Source organism: Algibacter sp. L1A34 (genome assembly GCF_009796805.1).
Classification (GTDB): Bacteria; Bacteroidota; Bacteroidia; order Flavobacteriales; family Flavobacteriaceae; genus Algibacter.
Genome location: NZ_CP047029.1, coordinates 3,895,087 through 3,911,717 on the forward strand (window position 1 = coordinate 3,895,087; position 16,631 = coordinate 3,911,717).

The following is a 16,631-nucleotide window of genomic DNA, read 5'->3' on the forward strand; positions in this document are numbered from 1 at the left end:
TAAAATATAATTAAAAATGAAAGATTTAAAAATAGTATTTATGGGAACGCCAGATTTTGCCGTTACCATTTTAAAAACATTAGTAGAAAATAAGCGAAATATTGTTGGTGTAATTACAGCGCCAGATAAACCTGCTGGACGCGGAAGAAAATTAAATGAAAGCGCAGTAAAACAATATGCGAAATCTGTTGGTTTAAATATTTTACAACCTACGAATTTAAAAAACGAAGCCTTTTTAGAAGAATTGAAAGCCTTAAACGCTAATCTACAAATTGTAGTTGCCTTTAGAATGCTGCCAAAAGCGGTTTGGCAAATGCCGGAACATGGTACATTTAATTTACATGCATCTCTACTGCCAAACTATCGTGGAGCAGCGCCTATTAATTGGGCTATTATTAATGGTGACACAAAAACTGGTGTTTCTACGTTTTTTATAGATGAAAAAATTGATACTGGAGCAATGATACTTCAAGAAGAAATAGAAATTGAAGCAGAAGAAAATGTTGGAAGCCTACATGATAAATTGATGTATTTAGGTAGCGACTTAGTTTTAAAAACAGTAGACCTTATTGAAAAAGGTGATGTTAAAACCGTTCCGCAAGCAGAAAATGCAGATATAAAAACAGCATATAAGCTTAATAAAGACAATTGTAAAATAGATTGGACGGCTTCAATTAATGATATTCATAATAAAATACGTGGTTTAAGTCCATATCCAGCCGCATGGTGTACCTTAATTAATGGTGAAGACACCTTGGATATAAAAATTTATAGTGCGAAAAAAGAAATAATTTCTCATAATGATTCCGTTGGAAGTATTCTTTCTACTAAAAAAGAGTTAAAAGTCGCTGTGAGTAAAGGATACATAATTATAGACGATATTAAGCTTCCTGGCAAGCGAACTATGGATGTGAAATCTCTTTTAAATGGCTATCAATTTGAAAATAATTCAAAAATGCTGTAAAGCCTTATTCCTGCTGATGTTATTAAAATAATGTTAAATCAACGTACCTTTATTAACAAATGCTATAAGTTATTAACAAAACCACGGATTTCCCTTGCTATTACTTGTGTGGTTACATAATCCGTATAAATTTGTATAGGATTTAACAAAATGTTTAACCAAATTATTAATAATTAAATTTTATATTATGAACAAAACAGATTTAATCGATGCTATGGCAGAACACGCAGGAATTACTAAGGCTGCTGCTAAAAAAGCTTTAGAATGTGCAATTATTGAAATCGAAGGTGCTTTACAAAAAGGTAACAGAGTTTCTTTAGTTGGTTTTGGATCTTGGTCAGTTTCTAAAAGAGCTGCAAGAGAAGGAAGAAATCCTCAAACTGGTGCTACAATCCAAATCAAAGCTAAAAACGTTGTAAAGTTTAAAGCTGGTGCAGATTTATCAAGTGCAGTAAACTAATTATTTACTTCATAAATATTAAGAAATGCCTTCAATTTTTGAAGGCATTTTTTTTATATATTATGTAAAGACTTGCTTTTTTAATAAATTAATATTAGATTTAATTACTAATTCCTGAAAATATGGTGACTACACAACCAAAAAAAGGTGATTTATTAATAGCAGAACCAGCTATTATTGGAGACGTTTCATTCAATCGCTCTATTGTTTTATTAGCCGACCACACCATAGAAGGCTCTATTGGTTTCATACTAAACAAACCTTTAGAGTATACTATAAACGACTTAATACCAGAGGTTAAGGCTGATTTTAGAGTATACAATGGCGGACCTGTTGAGCAAGATAACCTCTATTTTATTCATAAAATACCACATTTAATACCTAATAGTATTGAAATATCTTTAGGTATATATTGGGGCGGCGACTTTAATAGAGTAGCCGAACTTATAGCCAACAACACCATTAACGAAAACGACATAAAATTCTTTTTGGGCTATTCTGGATGGGATACTAATCAATTATCAAGCGAACTTAAATCTAATTCTTGGGTGGTTACCGAAAATATTTATAAAAAGGATGTTATAGAAAAAAGTTATAAATCTTTTTGGAAAGAAAAAATGCTAGAATTTGGTGGTGAATATAGCATTTGGTCTAACGCGCCAGAACATCCGAGTTATAATTAGATTAACTTACCCTAATTTTAATATTCAATTTCTGAATTAAAAGTTTAGATATTTCTGATTTGAAAATCTTTTTTCTGTATTTAGCTACTGCTTGAATACCAACGATAACATTAGTAATAAAAATCTCGTCTGCTTTTTGAAGTTCAAATGGAGAAATAGGTTCTTCAACCAACTCATATTCTGGCAAAGCTTTAATAGTTTCTATAATTTGCTTACGCATTACTCCTTTCAAACACCCATTTGATATTGGTGGTGTTTTTATAACTTTTCCTTTTACTACAAAAACATTTCCGTTTAAGGCTTCTATAACTTGCTTATCAGTGTTTAATAATAAACAGTTATCAAGTTTATTTTCTTTTGCATAAATACTACCAACTACATTAAGAACCTTATTGTTCGTTTTTAAGCTCGATAACAAACTCGGTGACACATAATAATCTTTAAACAAATCTACCTCGTAGAAGGCATCCTTTACAACATAAAAATCAGTGTCGATAGGTTTTGCTGTAATTAGAAAACTAATATTGTTTGTTTCGGGTAAATATAACCCGCCTTCGTTTCTAAAAACGGTTAGCTTAACTCTAGAAGATGCATTTGACAAATTATTTGCCGTTAAGGTTTCTAATATTTGTTCTTCTAAAAACTCCATAGTAAAGTTCATTGGGATTTCCATACGCATGATACGCATAGACGCCATAAGCCTGAAATAATGATCTTCCCAAAACAAAAGTTTACCGTAAGATGCTTTTATTGTTTCAAATAAAGCATCTCCGTATGCAAAGCCTCTATTATTAATGGATAATAGTGTATTATCTTCTAAAATATTTTCGTTAAAATTTACCATAAAAAAATCCCATTTTCATTTATTGTGAAAACGGGACAAATATAATCGAAATTATACTTTTTTATATTATGATGAGCCTAATACTTGCTTTAAACTAGAAATTTGATTAGACCAAAGCATCTTAGATTCTTCTACTTCATCGTCTTCAGCATAATCGGTAATCATTAAAGATACGTCTTTGGTTATTTCATCTACTTCAATTCTAATTTCAAAATAATACGAATTACCTTCTTCGTCATCTTCCAACCATCTGAACTTAACACGTTCTCCACTTTTTTTATTTAATAGTTTTGCTTGTTCTTCACTATCATCCCAAATAAAAGTAAACATATCACCTCTTAAGTTTACGTTGTCTGAAAACCACTCTGATAATCCAGAAGGTGTTGATATATATTGATATAATAGTTGTGGTGATGCTTGTATAGGAAACTCTATACTATATTTAACTTTCTCGTCCATATATGATTTAATCTTTATGTTGACAATATATACATTAATTAAGAAGTACCACAGAAAATTTTAATAATATTTTTTCAAGTATTGTTTGTGTAATCTAATAATGTTTATATATTTGCACCCTTGAAAATATGGCGAGGTAGCTCAGCTGGTTAGAGCGTCGGATTCATAACTCGGAGGTCATGGGATCGTGCCCCATTCTCGCTACAATATTTAATCAATTCAAAACAAACGGTTTAGTTCACTCTAAACCGTTTTTTTATGCTTTATACAAACGAATTCATTACATTTGAACACGAAAATGAACACGACTTAGAACACACTTTGGCACACAAAAAGGATTTTTCAATTCCCAAAATTTACAATGCAAACGGAAATTTAGCAAAACGATGGTATGTCTATTTTTCTTTTAGAGACCCTAAAACAGGACGACTAAAACGCATGAAAAATATTTATGGCGCTGCTAATTCTCACAAAAACAAAGAAGATAGACTCGCGCTTCTCACTAGATATAGAAGAAGAGTTCTTAAACTACTTCAAGAAGGTTATAATCCCTATATCGATAATACAGATTTCATAAAAATAGACTTGCTAAAAAAAGTGAAATTCCAGCTCCTGTAGAACAACCCAAAATTGTTCCTGTTGATAAGCCTCTACCTACGGAAGTAAAAATTGAAGCTCCACAACCTCTTAAACAAAAGCAAAAAGAAAAAGTAGCGGATAAAATGACTATTCGTGAGGCTTTTGATTTTAGTTTGGAGCTAAAAGCTAAAGTAATTAATGAAAGATCGCTTCAGGATTACTCCTACTCTACCAATGCGGTTGTAAAATGGCTGAAGGAAAATAAACCAAAAATTAAAACCATAGATCAATTCACTAAAAAAGTAGCTCTAGAGTTTTTAAATTCTGTTTTATTAAAAACAAGCTCTCGAAATAGAAATAACTACAGACTAAATTTGAGCAGTTTAATGCAAACATTGGAAGACAATGAAATTATAGACTCTAACCCTATTAGAAAAATACCTGTACTTAAAAGTACGCCTACTAGAAATAAAACTTACACTACCCAACAACAAGAAAACATATTTAGTTATCTTGAAAAGAAGATCCTATACTTCTGTTATATATAAAGTTTATTTCTTATAATTTATTAAGACCGTAGAAGTATGTAGGCTTAAAATAAAGGATTTTGACTTAAAAAATAACACCATCCAGTTTAAAGCTAAAAATAGTCCTTTAAAAACGAAATTAATTCCTAAAATACTTCTAAAAGAACTTCCTGATTTATCAAAACTCAATCCTGAAAACTTTCTTTTTACTCCCATAAAAATTGGTGGTGCATGGGATGCCTCGAAAATAATAGAAGAGATCATTTTTCAAAACGATTTAAGACCGTTGTTAAAAAACATTTTAAATTAGATGAAAATCATGCCTTATATAGTTTTAGACATACTTTTATAACCAAGCTTTATCGGGCTTTACTTGAAAACTCATCACCGCATGCTGCTAAAAGTGAACTTATGGGCATTACTGGTCATGCATCTATGGATGCTCTTGAAAAATATCTAAGGATATCGATGCTGAACTACCAAATGATTATTCTGATTTACTTTAATAAATATGGATATTTTTACAACGATAAAAGATAATTTACTTCGCACTATGCCATTTATATACCAAGATTGCTTTTTCTAAAATTAAAGGAACAATTTACGAGGGCCTATTGCCTAAAGAAGCGGCAAACACTTTATTCTATATCTTCAGTACAAAAGAACCCTTTGTAGATATTAAGGATGTTTCAATAATTACACTTTTAAGTAAGTCGGACATATTGGGAGGTAATATATTTAAATTATTTGAGGCTAAAAAAGCCTTAGGACCAGAACATTTTCAGGTGTTACTTGACAAGTACAAAGAACATGTAGAAGGTCATCTGTTTATGGTTAAATGGATGTATCTTAATATGGATAAAACTTTCGAAAACTTAGATATTAGTATCACCAATATGTTTAAACTTCAAGCCGAGCAATTTCAAAAACATAGTACTGAACTAAACAACCATTTTAAAATTCAGCCAAATAATGTTCCAAATAAAACCATAGTGCTTTTAGAACAATTAAAAGAAACCTATACTAGTGCTGAATTAAAAATCACTAATCCTGATCCTGTAAAAACCTTACCCGTTAGCAAAAGTGCAAAACCAGTAAAAAAACAAAAACTAGAATTTAATGATGATGACATTGATAGGTTTTTATTAAGCTCGGTTTTTAATGTTGATCTCTAAATTTTTGACCGCAAAATTAGTTTAAAAGTGATAAAAAACATTAATTTAGCATCAAACGAACGTTCGTTTGACGCTAAATTTAAAAAAATGGAATTCTACACTTGTGAGTATTGCTATAAAGAATTTAATCCCAAACGTCGTCGTGTGCAAAAAATATTGCAGTAATACTTGTCGATCTAAAGCACATCATGCAAGAAAGAAAACAGAAAATAAAATCCCTAAAATTTCTGATACTGAAACTAAAATAGAAGTCGCAACCACGCCTGTTTTACCAAAAAAAAACTAAAGTAGAAGCCATGAGTTTAGCTGGTACAGGAAATGCAGCAGCAGGTAGTTTGCTAGCAGATGGTTTAAAATCCATGCTGACTCCTATAGAAAATAAACCCGCTACTAAAGCTGATCTGGAAAAACTAAGAAAACAGATTGTAAATCGTTATCATAAAATTAACAATATACCTCCCAGAGCTGATGGAGCTCAACCCTATTTTGATATGTATACTGGTGGTGTTGTTTATTCTTTTTTAGTTTTATAGCGACTTAGATCATAAAAATCATCACAACCCTACCTAGTCATTTATTTTTAATAAATGAAAAAATAATGCAATCTGTTTGGTTTTAATAAAAAACTCAAGATTGAATTCAATTTTGAGTTTTTTGAAACTTATATAATTTATGAGATACGATTTTTTTAGATTCTTATAAATTCACTGTATCCTTAATTTTCAGGCAAATCATTATTATATTTATTTTGTTTTCCTAACGATCAAAATTTCATCATTTGAAAATTCCATCCAAGCAAAATCATATACATAATAATAGATTTTTCCTTTATTATTTGTATGCTGGTGCGTATGGTATTTAAACACAAAATGTTTTTTTTCAAGGACCATCCTTGATACCCTACATTGTATTTTCCTTTTTCCCATAATTTCCAAAAGGATGCTTCTATTTCTATGTAAAATATTATCTAACTCTTTTACCACAACAGCTGTTGCTTTCCTTAGATTAACGTGATAATAATTTTTACATTTTACAGAGCAAAATAATTTATCTTTTCTACCAGTAATCTTTTTATTGCATATTTTACATATCATTTTTTTATTTCTTTCAACTTACTCTTTTAAACACTTAGATATAAGCACCTTACATTTAGTCGTTTCTAACGGTTAAAATACTACTATTTTAATAATCCTTAGTTTTTTTGCTCTTTTTTTAAGTACTTTCAAAATCCGACATCAAAAACAAAGCTATGCAACCAATTATATATCAACCTTTTAAAGAAGCAAAGAGAATCAAGGTGTATATTCCTTATAAATTATTTAAATTAAGAAATGCTATTAAACAAATGGATAGTAGCTTTTGGCATCCAAACCAAAAACTATGGTCGGTGATAAATACACCTAAAAATTTTAAGTCTTTAGAAAAATTATGCGATGGCAATTATAAAATTGAAAAAGACATCCGTTTTACTCCTGTGCCTACAGTTTTGTTGACTGAAAACGCTTTAGAGGCCCTTTTCGAATTGGAAAAAGCACTAGTTTTAAAGCAATACAGTGCCTCTAGTATTAAAGTATATAAAAAAATGTTCACCGTATTTCTTGGGAAATTTATGCAAAGAGATCTTAAAGAAGTTAACAAAGAAGATATTGAAGGATTTGTATATGAACTTATTAAAAAGAGCCATATCAGCGAAAGCTATCAAAACCAACTCATCAATGCTATAAAGGCCTACTATGAACATGCATTGAAAATGCCTAGAGAATATTACGATATCCAAAGGCCTAAAAAAACAAGAAGCATACCTAATGTATTGAGTAAAAGTGAAGTTTTAAACATCATACAATCTCCAAAAAACATAAAACACAGAGCTATTCTTTGCACCATATATAGCTCTGGTCTGCGAATTTCGGAACTCATAAACTTACGAATCGCAGACGTACACTCAAAAGATGGTTATCTTTTTATAAAAGATAGTAAAGGAAAAAAAGACAGAAAAACCATATTATCAGAACAATTGGTACTTTTATTAAGAGCTTACTACAAACAATACAAACCTTCCTATTGGTTATTTGAAGGACAAACTGGAGGTCAATATAGTACCACTAGTATTCGTTCCATTTTTAGAAAATCTGTTGTAGAAACCAATTCGAATCCATGGGCTACTGTTCATACATTACGTCATTCTTTTGCGACCCATTGCATTGAAAACAATGTAAACATTCGCCATTTACAAAACATGTTGGGACATAGCTCTCCAAAAACCACTGAAATATATACTAGAACCATTGAAATAAATAATAAAACGATAACAAGTCCATTTGATTCTTTATTGAAAAATAGTACATTGCAGACATAAACTATATAACTGCTATAGATAAAACTAAAAGTCGTGGTTATACAATTGTTGTGGGCAAGTCTTCAACAAGAAATACATAACTATAATTTAGCTTCATAAAGAAGCATATTTGCCAAGTTCAGGCATTAAAACTCAATTTTTTTAGGCACACAAAACACAAAAATTTTAGCTAACATTTTGGTCTATTTACTTTTGTTACTCCCTGGCGGATGAGCGCTATCATGAATATTTTTTTGGTCGTTTTCCTTTTGCTAGTTTTTGGTATTAAATTTTTGTTTTTTTACCAGTGGTCAGTTCTTATCTGCTAACATTGAAAACTCCAATCTTTACGCTTTATTTTTTGGTCAGGTTTTATTTGAAAAGAAAAAAAATCAGTTTCTAGATATTGGTTATTCTTTTTATACTAAGTCTCAAAAAAGACATCAAAACCTGCCCACAACAACGTCTAAAATTTATTGCTTTATAATTCTCTTTTGGAAATATCGTAAGATTTTACTTTAACTCGTTTCTTTTTACTAATTTAGTGTATAAATTACGCAACAAACATTATACGCGTTACGTTACCCACAATTAGAAAAAACCAATGTCAGAATTAACTATCAAACTAATTATCATACTAATTCCTGGAGCTCTTGCGACATTGATTTTCGGAAAACTGATATTACATAAAGAATGGAGCAGTTTTCGATTTGTATTATACTCAATCCTTTTCGGTGTTGTTTCTTATCTAATTTTACAACTTTTAAATAACGGAATTAATCTATGTATTAGTGCTGATTTTAATAAATTACCTGAACTAACCATTTGGAGTAATCTGAATGATGCTTCATTAATCCCCTACAAAGAAGTCGGATTTGCATCAATTATTTCAATCATTATTGCCTTTTTTGTTTCTATGATTGAAAACAAAAAGGTTATCAATAAAATTGCAGGATTTCTTGGTGTTTCAGAAAAATATGGAGATGAAAATTTATATTCAATGTTTCTAAGTTCCAAAAATGTTGAGTTTATTTATTTGAGAGATATAAAAAATCAACTGACTTATCACGGTTGGGTTAAATCATTTTCGGAGAATGATACTATTTCGGAAATAAGACTTTGTGATGTAGCTGTCTACAACTATACCGACTCTGAATTTCTTTATGAAGTCGAAGAAGTATATTTATCATTAAACAAACAAGAAATTATTATAGAATTAGCAAAAACAAAAGACAATGGAGAAGAAGAAACCGAGCAAGAGTAGCGGAAAAAAGATAGACTATAAAAACATATCTAATAAGCCCAAACCAACAGCTTCAAGAGTGAGTACCAAACCGCCACCATCACCAAAAAAGAATAAATAACTGTGGGTAACACCGTGTATAATTAATTGCTTTGGCAAGTACTTATTTGGAAAATTCCTTCGGAATTTTCTCTGGTAAGTTTTTGTTTACTAAATTAGTTGCTTAACCACGCAACTAACCATACACAATCACGTTGGCAACAAGCTAAAACATTACGCTGAAAAATGAACCGAATAACAAAAAACATAATATTACTTCTGATTTTCGTGTGTATTTCCTGCAACCAAAAGAAATCTGACAAAACTTACTTGGCAAATTATATTAATTCCGTGAAAGTCGATAATTCACTTACGCAAAACCCTTTGCTGATTATCGATGGATATGCAGTTGAATATGAAACAATGAATGACGGTTGGTTCCTGTTACTTGAAGAGGATATTTCAAAGGTTAAGTATTTGAAAAAAGAAAACGCTGAAAAAATATACGGAGGAAAAGGTAAAAACGGAGTTGTTTTATTAACGACCAAATTACAAGAAAGAGAAATAGCAAATACAAAGTCGGACAAGAAAACTCTATATGTTCTTGACGGAGAAATAATATCTGTCGATGAATATAAAAAAATTGACCAAAGCAAAATAATTGGAGTTGGAACAATAACGGAACAGAGCGCAATAAAAGAATTTACATCGGACAATTATGATGAACTGATTTACGTATCGACAAAAATGCCGACTGAATAAATAAAAGCCAGTTGCCAACACCGTGTATAATTAATTGCTTTGGTCGTTGCCTATTTGGAAAATTCCTTCGGAATTTTCTTGCGTTCGTTTTTGTTTACTAAATTAGTTGCTTAACCACGCAACTAACCATACACAATCACGTTGTGGGCAAGTCTTCAACAAGAAATACATAACTATAATTTAGCTTCATAAAGAAGCATATTTGCCAAGTTCAGGCATTAAAACTCAATTTTTTTAGGCACACAAAACACAAAAATTTTAGCTAACATTTTGGTCTATTTACTTTTGTTACTCCCTGGCGGATGAGCGCTATCATGAATATTTTTTTGGTCGTTTTCCTTTTGCTAGTTTTTGGTATTAAATTTTTGTTTTTTTACCAGTGGTCAGTTCTTATCTGCTAACATTGAAAACTCCAATCTTTACGCTTTATTTTTTGGTCAGGTTTTATTTGAAAAGAAAAAAAATCAGTTTCTAGATATTGGTTATTCTTTTTATACTAAGTCTCAAAAAAGACATCAAAACCTGCCCACAACAACGTCTAAAATTTATTGCTTTATAATTCTCTTTTGGAAATATCGTAAGATTTTACTTTAACTCGTTTCTTTTTACTAATTTAGTGTATAAATTACGCAACAAACATTATACGCGTTACGTTGTGGGCAAGTCTTCAACAAGAAATACATAACTATAATTTAGCTTCATAAAGAAGCATATTTGCCAAGTTCAGGCATTAAAACTCAATTTTTTTAGGCACACAAAACACAAAAATTTTAGCTAACATTTTGGTCTATTTACTTTTGTTACTCCCTGGCGGATGAGCGCTATCATGAATATTTTTTTGGTCGTTTTCCTTTTGCTAGTTTTTGGTATTAAATTTTTGTTTTTTTACCAGTGGTCAGTTCTTATCTGCTAACATTGAAAACTCCAATCTTTACGCTTTATTTTTTGGTCAGGTTTTATTTGAAAAGAAAAAAAATCAGTTTCTAGATATTGGTTATTCTTTTTATACTAAGTCTCAAAAAAGACATCAAAACCTGCCCACAACAACGTCTAAAATTTATTGCTTTATAATTCTCTTTTGGAAATATCGTAAGATTTTACTTTAACTCGTTTCTTTTTACTAATTTAGTGTATAAATTACGCAACAAACATTATACGCGTTACGTTAGGTGCAAGCTCAAAAAAAAGCCAGCCGCACAAATTGCACATTTGGTTTTTGCCAGCACATAAGCCAACGCTGAAAAACCAAAAGAGCAATTTTCAGCCAACGCTAACTAAAGATTGAAAAAGAAAATGACAATAAAAGAATACGTAGAAATAGTAAGCAAAAGACTTCAATCTGGAATATCAAGAGAACATTCTTATAGAGGGGACTTGGAAACTCTAATTAGAGAATTAGTACAAGGAATTGAAATAACAAACGAACCTGCGAACGTAACTGATTGTGGAAATCCAGATTACGTAATTACAAAAGGAAAAATACCTATTGGATATATTGAGGCAAAAGATATTGGGAAAGATTTAAATAGTAAATCTTACAAAGAACAATTTGGTCGTTATAAAAAAGCACTCGATAACCTAATAATAACAGATTATGTTTGGTTTCAATTCTTTCAAAACGGAGAATTAGTCCACGAAATCAAAATTGGAGAAATTGAAAACAATTCAGTTAAATCAATTCCTGAAAATTTTTCAAAATTTGAGAACTTACTAAAAGACTTTTGCACTCACGTTGGGCAAACCATTAAATCGTCAAAAAAACTGGCGGAAATGATGGCTGGAAAAGCTCGTTTATTACAAGATATTTTAGAACGTGCCATAACATCAGATGAAGAAACACAAGAAAACACTTCTATAAAAGGTCAATATGACACCTTTAAAGAAATCTTGATTCACGATTTACAGCCTAAAGGATTTGCAGATATTTATGCTCAAACTTTGGCTTACGGAATGTTTGCAGCAAGATTGCACGACCCAACTTTAGACGATTTTAGTAGACAAGAAGCTGCTGAACTAATCCCTAAATCAAATCCTTTTTTACGCAAACTTTTTGGCTATATCGCAGGTCCAGACATTGACGAAAGAATTGTAACAGTAGTTGACAATCTAGCAGAAGTTTTTCGAGCAACAAATGTTGAACAACTTTTAAAGAATTTTGGAAAAAGCACACAAACCAACGACCCAATAATTCATTTCTACGAAACATTTTTGGCAGAATATGACCCAAAATTAAGAAAAGCAAGAGGTGTTTGGTACACACCAGAACCAGTAGTGAATTTTATAGTTCGTGCTGTAGATGATATTTTAAAAACAGAATTTGATTTACCTAAAGGTTTAGCAGATACGAGTAAAACAAAAATAAAGTTAAACACACAAACACCTGATAAACGGTCTGCAACTGGTTACAAACAAATAGAAAAAGAAGTACATAAAGTACAAATACTTGACCCAGCAACTGGAACAGGAACATTTTTAGCAGAAGTTGTGAAGTTTATCTACAACAAGAACTTTAAAGCAATGAAAGGTGCTTGGAGTGGATATGTAGAAGAACACTTGATACCAAGGTTAAATGGTTTTGAGTTACTAATGGCTTCTTACTCTATGGCACATTTAAAATTAGATATGTTATTAACCGAAACTGGTTATAAATCAACTAAAAATGAACGATTAAATATATACTTAACAAATTCGTTAGAAGAACATCATAAAGATACTGGAACGTTATTTTCTAATTGGTTAAGTAGTGAGGCAAATGAAGCAAATCACATAAAACGTGATACGCCAGTTATGTGCGTCATTGGAAATCCACCATATGCAGTAAGTAGCACCAACAAAGGAGACTGGATACAAGGTTTATTAAATGATTATAAAAAGAACCTAAATGAAAGAAAAATTAATCTTGATGACGATTATATAAAGTTTTTAAGATACGGTCAATATTATATAGATAAAAATGGAGAAGGTATTTTAGCATACATATCAAACAATAGTTTTATAGATGGTATAACGCATAGACAAATGCGAAAAAATCTACTTGAAACATTTGATAAGGTTTACATTTTAGATTTGCACGGAAATGCTAAAAAGAAAGAAATTTGTCCAGACGGTTCACCAGACCAAAATGTTTTTGACATTATGCAAGGAGTTTCCATCAATATCTTTGTAAAAACAGGAAACAAAAAAGTAAACCAATTAGGTAAAGTATTTCATTCAGAACTATTTGGAAAAAGAGATATAAAATACCCATATCTTTTTGACAATACAATTTCAACTATCAAATGGGAGCTTTTAAAAAACAAGGAACCATATTTCTTTTTTGTACCAAAAGATTTTGAACTAGAAAATAGTTATAAAAAAGGATTTAAAGTAAATGATATTCTTCGCCTTAATTCTAATGGAATTGAAACTAAATGTGATGCTTTAGCAATTCAGTTTGAAAATCAAAAACTTCAAACTGTAATTGCAGACTTTGAAAATAATAGTATTGAAGAATTAAAATCAAAATATACAGAGAAGAAAGACTCTAGTGGTTGGACTTTTACAAAAGCGAAAGAAAGTATTTTAACTGACACTTTTAACCAAGTAAAAATCAATTACAGACCTTTTGATGTTAGAGAAACAATAATTACCAAAAAATCAGGAGGCTTTATTGGTCGTTCAAGATTTGAAGTAATGCAACACTTATTACAACCAAATATTGGTCTAATAATTCCAAGACAAACAACTCAAGATTATCGTCATAATTTCATTACCGATAAAATAATTGAAGGAAACTTTACGGCTAGTGCTAAAATGTTTGGTTCTGGATGCGTTTTCCCCCTTTATTTATATACTGAAAATAACGGTCAACAAACTATTGAAAAATCAATAGGTAGAAAACCAAATCTAAATAAAGAAATAGTAGACCAAATAGCAAAAAAATTAGGTTTAAGATTTACCAACGAAAAAGAAGATACCAAAGGCACGTTTGCCCCAATAGATATTTTAGATTATATCTATGCTGTATTGCACTCATCTACTTGTAGAAAGAAATACAAAGAATTTCTAAAAATAGATTTCCCAAGAGTTCCTTATCCAAAAGACGAAAAAATCTTCTGGAGTTTAGTGAAACTAGGCAAAGAAATAAGAGAAATTCATCTTTTAGAAAGTGAAAAAGTTGAAAATTATATTACAAGTTATGAAATGGCAGAAAATGCCGAAAATGACCATAATGTAATTACAACAAAAATCGGAAAGAAAGATTGGGAAATAATAGACACCGAAAAGCAACTTGGTAGAATTTGGATAAACGAGAGTAAATATTTTGAAAACATTCCTGTAACTGCTTGGGAGTTTTATATTGGAGGTTATCAACCTGCTCAAAAATGGTTAAAAGACAGAAAGGAAAGAGAATTGAACTATGAAGATATTTTACATTATCAGAAAATTATAGTAGCTCTGACTGAAACGAACAGAATAATGAAAGAAATTGACAAAATAGAAATTGAATAAAGCCAACGCAAGTTCAAGCACATTCAAAGTTTGCTCGTGCCTCACAAATTTAAAAGAGCTTTCACGCCAACGCTAGCAAGTTTGCGGAAAGAAAAGCCAGACACCTAACAATGTATATAAAAAATAGGGCGGAAAGTGCTAAAACAAAGGCTTGTGCTTATTTGCAAAGTCCGCCATATTTTTAATTTGTATTTTAGAAAAACGAAAAGATAAAAATAAAATGAAAAATATGGCTAAGTGCAAAACTGAAAATAATTGCTTATCAACTGCCCTACTTTTCATATACTAAACGTTACCATACATACGAATGAACATTTTCGGATTTAACAAAAAACAGGAATATTCAGCAAAGGATATTTTAAAACAACTTGACAAGTGTGCGGAAGATTATACTTTTCCAATGCTTGACAATGGATATGTTTATCCTATTCATTCTAAATTGAGTGCATATCGCGATGAAAAACGTTGGGCATTGATAATAGAAGTAATCGGATTTAATTATCGTGGTGGTGGACATAATGGGATTAGTAATTGTTTGCACGTATTTGGAAATTGTATTGACACAAAACCAGGAACTGATAATGCAAATTTTATTTACTTAACAGATAATAGTTCGGACTTTCCAACCTTTGACGAGGAATATGAAGAAAGTCTAAATCCAAATGCAAAATCTACTAAATTGAGAGGTAAAAGTATTGAGATTATCCATAATCGGGAATTTTATCTAAATAAAGGAATTGAATTAGAAGAAGAGGATAAAATTTTCGTGTGGGAATTTTTGAGAGGTTTAGAACCAGAATATAATAATGATTTTGTTGCTACCGAAAAGGAAATACGAGAACGAATTCCAACCAATTTGCCGAAAATTATGGAGCTGACTGAATGGAATCATCCTGACTGTGCTGATTCTGAACTTCCGAGCAAAAACGAAACTTTTAAGCAAATAGTGAAAGTTTTAGAAACTGGAAAAACTGAATTTTATAAACCAACAAAAAAGCCAAATAATCATTGGAGAAATTGGCCTGATGGAGGAACATTATGAAAAAGTACGTATGGTAACACCGTATATAATTTATTGCTGGCTTCTTGCTTACTTGCGAAAGTCCTCACGGACTTTCTTTGTCGGTAATTATTTACTAAATTAGGTGCTTAAAACACGCAACAAACCATATACAACAACGTTATGTGCAAGCGCAAAAAAATGCAAAACTAATAATGAATAAACAATTTTTCATAACTATAATAATACTTTTCAACTTCAACATTATAATTGGACAAACGGAAATAATAGTGCCTGAATTTGACGACAATTACAGCAAAACCGTTCAAATACTTGAAAAAGGAAAAACTGATATTGATTATAAATCATTCAGAGAAAGTTTCATTGAGAGTAAACAATTCAAAATTGCGTCTGAAAAAAGTATTGAATTTAAGGAATTGAAAAAAAAAATGTATCTACAAATGTCTGAATCGAAATATGAGAGTCTGATTAATACAACAAAAAAAATGTTGAGTATTGATTATACAAGTATGACAGCTCATAAAATATTAAGACAGACTTATAAAATTGTTGGAGATACTATAAATGAGGGGAAATATAAAACAATTCAATTTGGACTTTTAAAATCGATAGTTAATGATGGAGATGGAAAATCGTGTGAAAATGGTTGGTCTGTTATTCAAATATCAGAGGAATACTTTATTTTAAATATGCTTGGTGTTGTATTAGATACTCAAAGCATAGATGATGGAATTTGTGACCGAATGGAAGTTGTTGATGAAAATGGAGAAAAGAAAACCTATTATTTTGAAATAAATAATGTAATAAAAGGGAGAGAAAATCTAAAAGAAAAATAAAGCCAGCACATAACAACGTGTAAAAAACATAGGGCGGTTTGGGCTAAATTTAAAAGCTTGTGCTTCTTTATGATGTCGCCAAATTTTCAATTTGGCATTTAGAAAAAATAAAAGCAAAATATGTAAATTTGGCTTAGTGAGAATTCGAAAGACAGTGCTTATCCTCTGCCCTACGTTCCTTACACCAAACGTTGGTGGTAATTAACAGAAACA

At 30.7% G+C, this 16,631-nt stretch carries 19 protein-coding genes and 1 tRNA gene; 16 read left to right on the top strand and 4 right to left on the bottom strand.

The genetic code is table 11. The features are described from left to right. Positions 1-16: 16 nt before the first annotated feature. From fmt to GQR97_RS16570, 3 genes are all read left to right on the top strand, one after another. Positions 17-964 carry a methionyl-tRNA formyltransferase gene (gene fmt, locus GQR97_RS16560; RefSeq protein WP_158850411.1) on the top strand — a complete coding sequence of 316 codons (948 nt, stop codon included), beginning with the start codon at positions 17-19 and terminating at the stop codon, positions 962-964. 187 nt (positions 965-1,151) lie between these two features. After that, on the top strand, positions 1,152-1,424 hold the full coding sequence (locus GQR97_RS16565) for an HU family DNA-binding protein (protein ID WP_158850413.1): 273 nt from the start codon (positions 1,152-1,154) through the stop codon (positions 1,422-1,424). A gap of 122 nt (positions 1,425-1,546) precedes the next feature. Then, positions 1,547-2,107, top strand: a complete 561-nt coding sequence (locus GQR97_RS16570) for a YqgE/AlgH family protein (RefSeq protein ID WP_158850415.1) — start codon at positions 1,547-1,549, stop codon at positions 2,105-2,107. Between the two features lies 1 nt (position 2,108). Here GQR97_RS16570 and GQR97_RS16575 read toward each other — a convergent pair whose 3' ends face one another. Both GQR97_RS16575 and GQR97_RS16580 read right to left on the bottom strand, forming a co-directional pair. Continuing rightward, a complete protein-coding gene (locus tag GQR97_RS16575; protein WP_158850417.1) occupies positions 2,109-2,951 on the bottom strand; it encodes an aminotransferase class IV in 843 nt (280 codons plus the stop codon). Between the two features lie 66 nt (positions 2,952-3,017). Next, complete coding sequence (locus tag GQR97_RS16580; protein WP_158850419.1) at positions 3,018-3,410, bottom strand: START-like domain-containing protein; 393 nt, start codon at positions 3,408-3,410, stop codon at positions 3,018-3,020. 130 nt (positions 3,411-3,540) lie between these two features. On the opposite strand from GQR97_RS16580, the gene GQR97_RS16585 reads away from it, so the two are divergent. The 7 genes from GQR97_RS16585 (at position 3,541) to GQR97_RS16615 (ending at position 6,224) form a co-directional block, all read left to right on the top strand. Next, positions 3,541-3,614, top strand: a tRNA-Met gene (locus GQR97_RS16585). A 54-nt stretch (positions 3,615-3,668) separates the two neighbouring features. Beyond that, on the top strand, positions 3,669-4,028 hold the full coding sequence (locus GQR97_RS16590) for a hypothetical protein (protein WP_158850421.1): 360 nt from the start codon (positions 3,669-3,671) through the stop codon (positions 4,026-4,028). 104 nt (positions 4,029-4,132) lie between these two features. Further along, on the top strand, positions 4,133-4,537 hold the full coding sequence (locus GQR97_RS16595) for a hypothetical protein (protein WP_158850423.1): 405 nt from the start codon (positions 4,133-4,135) through the stop codon (positions 4,535-4,537). Between the two features lie 210 nt (positions 4,538-4,747). Continuing rightward, positions 4,748-5,056, top strand: a complete 309-nt coding sequence (locus GQR97_RS16600) for a hypothetical protein (RefSeq protein WP_158850425.1) — start codon at positions 4,748-4,750, stop codon at positions 5,054-5,056. Between the two features lie 74 nt (positions 5,057-5,130). Beyond that, positions 5,131-5,691, top strand: a complete 561-nt coding sequence (locus GQR97_RS16605; RefSeq protein WP_158850427.1) for a hypothetical protein — start codon at positions 5,131-5,133, stop codon at positions 5,689-5,691. 67 nt (positions 5,692-5,758) lie between these two features. Beyond that, positions 5,759-5,977, top strand: a complete 219-nt coding sequence (locus GQR97_RS16610) for a hypothetical protein (RefSeq protein WP_158850429.1) — start codon at positions 5,759-5,761, stop codon at positions 5,975-5,977. A 10-nt stretch (positions 5,978-5,987) separates the two neighbouring features. Beyond that, the gene (locus GQR97_RS16615; protein WP_158850431.1) at positions 5,988-6,224 is read left to right on the top strand and encodes a hypothetical protein; all 237 of its coding nucleotides are present in this window, start codon (positions 5,988-5,990) and stop codon (positions 6,222-6,224) included. Between the two features lie 210 nt (positions 6,225-6,434). Here GQR97_RS16615 and GQR97_RS16620 read toward each other — a convergent pair whose 3' ends face one another. Then, complete coding sequence (locus GQR97_RS16620) at positions 6,435-6,785, bottom strand: hypothetical protein (RefSeq protein WP_158850433.1); 351 nt, start codon at positions 6,783-6,785, stop codon at positions 6,435-6,437. Positions 6,786-6,940: 155 nt separating this feature from the next. Between GQR97_RS16620 and GQR97_RS16625 the strand changes: the two genes are divergently transcribed. Then, entirely contained in the window at positions 6,941-8,047 is a 1,107-nt protein-coding gene (locus tag GQR97_RS16625) for a tyrosine-type recombinase/integrase (RefSeq protein ID WP_158850443.1), read from the top strand. Between the two features lie 583 nt (positions 8,048-8,630). Next, positions 8,631-9,290 (top strand): hypothetical protein, encoded by a 660-nt coding sequence (locus GQR97_RS16630; protein WP_158850445.1) that lies wholly within the window; start codon positions 8,631-8,633, stop codon positions 9,288-9,290. A 15-nt stretch (positions 9,291-9,305) separates the two neighbouring features. On the opposite strand, the gene GQR97_RS19865 is transcribed toward GQR97_RS16630, so the two are convergent. Next, positions 9,306-9,428 (bottom strand): hypothetical protein, encoded by a 123-nt coding sequence (locus GQR97_RS19865; RefSeq protein WP_262885913.1) that lies wholly within the window; start codon positions 9,426-9,428, stop codon positions 9,306-9,308. A gap of 210 nt (positions 9,429-9,638) precedes the next feature. Here GQR97_RS19865 and GQR97_RS16635 point away from each other — a divergent pair, with 210 nt between their 5' ends. From GQR97_RS16635 to GQR97_RS16650, 4 genes are all read left to right on the top strand, one after another. Continuing rightward, positions 9,639-10,070, top strand: coding sequence for a hypothetical protein (locus GQR97_RS16635; protein WP_158850447.1), 432 nt, complete (start codon positions 9,639-9,641; stop codon positions 10,068-10,070). 1,293 nt (positions 10,071-11,363) lie between these two features. Continuing rightward, the gene (locus tag GQR97_RS16640; RefSeq protein ID WP_158850450.1) at positions 11,364-14,561 is read left to right on the top strand and encodes a type ISP restriction/modification enzyme; all 3,198 of its coding nucleotides are present in this window, start codon (positions 11,364-11,366) and stop codon (positions 14,559-14,561) included. Between the two features lie 307 nt (positions 14,562-14,868). Then, positions 14,869-15,603: a DUF7003 family protein gene (locus GQR97_RS16645; RefSeq protein WP_158850452.1), complete on the top strand. Its 735-nt coding sequence runs from the start codon at positions 14,869-14,871 to the stop codon at positions 15,601-15,603. A 173-nt stretch (positions 15,604-15,776) separates the two neighbouring features. After that, positions 15,777-16,418 (top strand): DUF4919 domain-containing protein, encoded by a 642-nt coding sequence (locus tag GQR97_RS16650; protein ID WP_158850454.1) that lies wholly within the window; start codon positions 15,777-15,779, stop codon positions 16,416-16,418. The last annotated feature ends 213 nt before the right edge of the window (positions 16,419-16,631 follow it).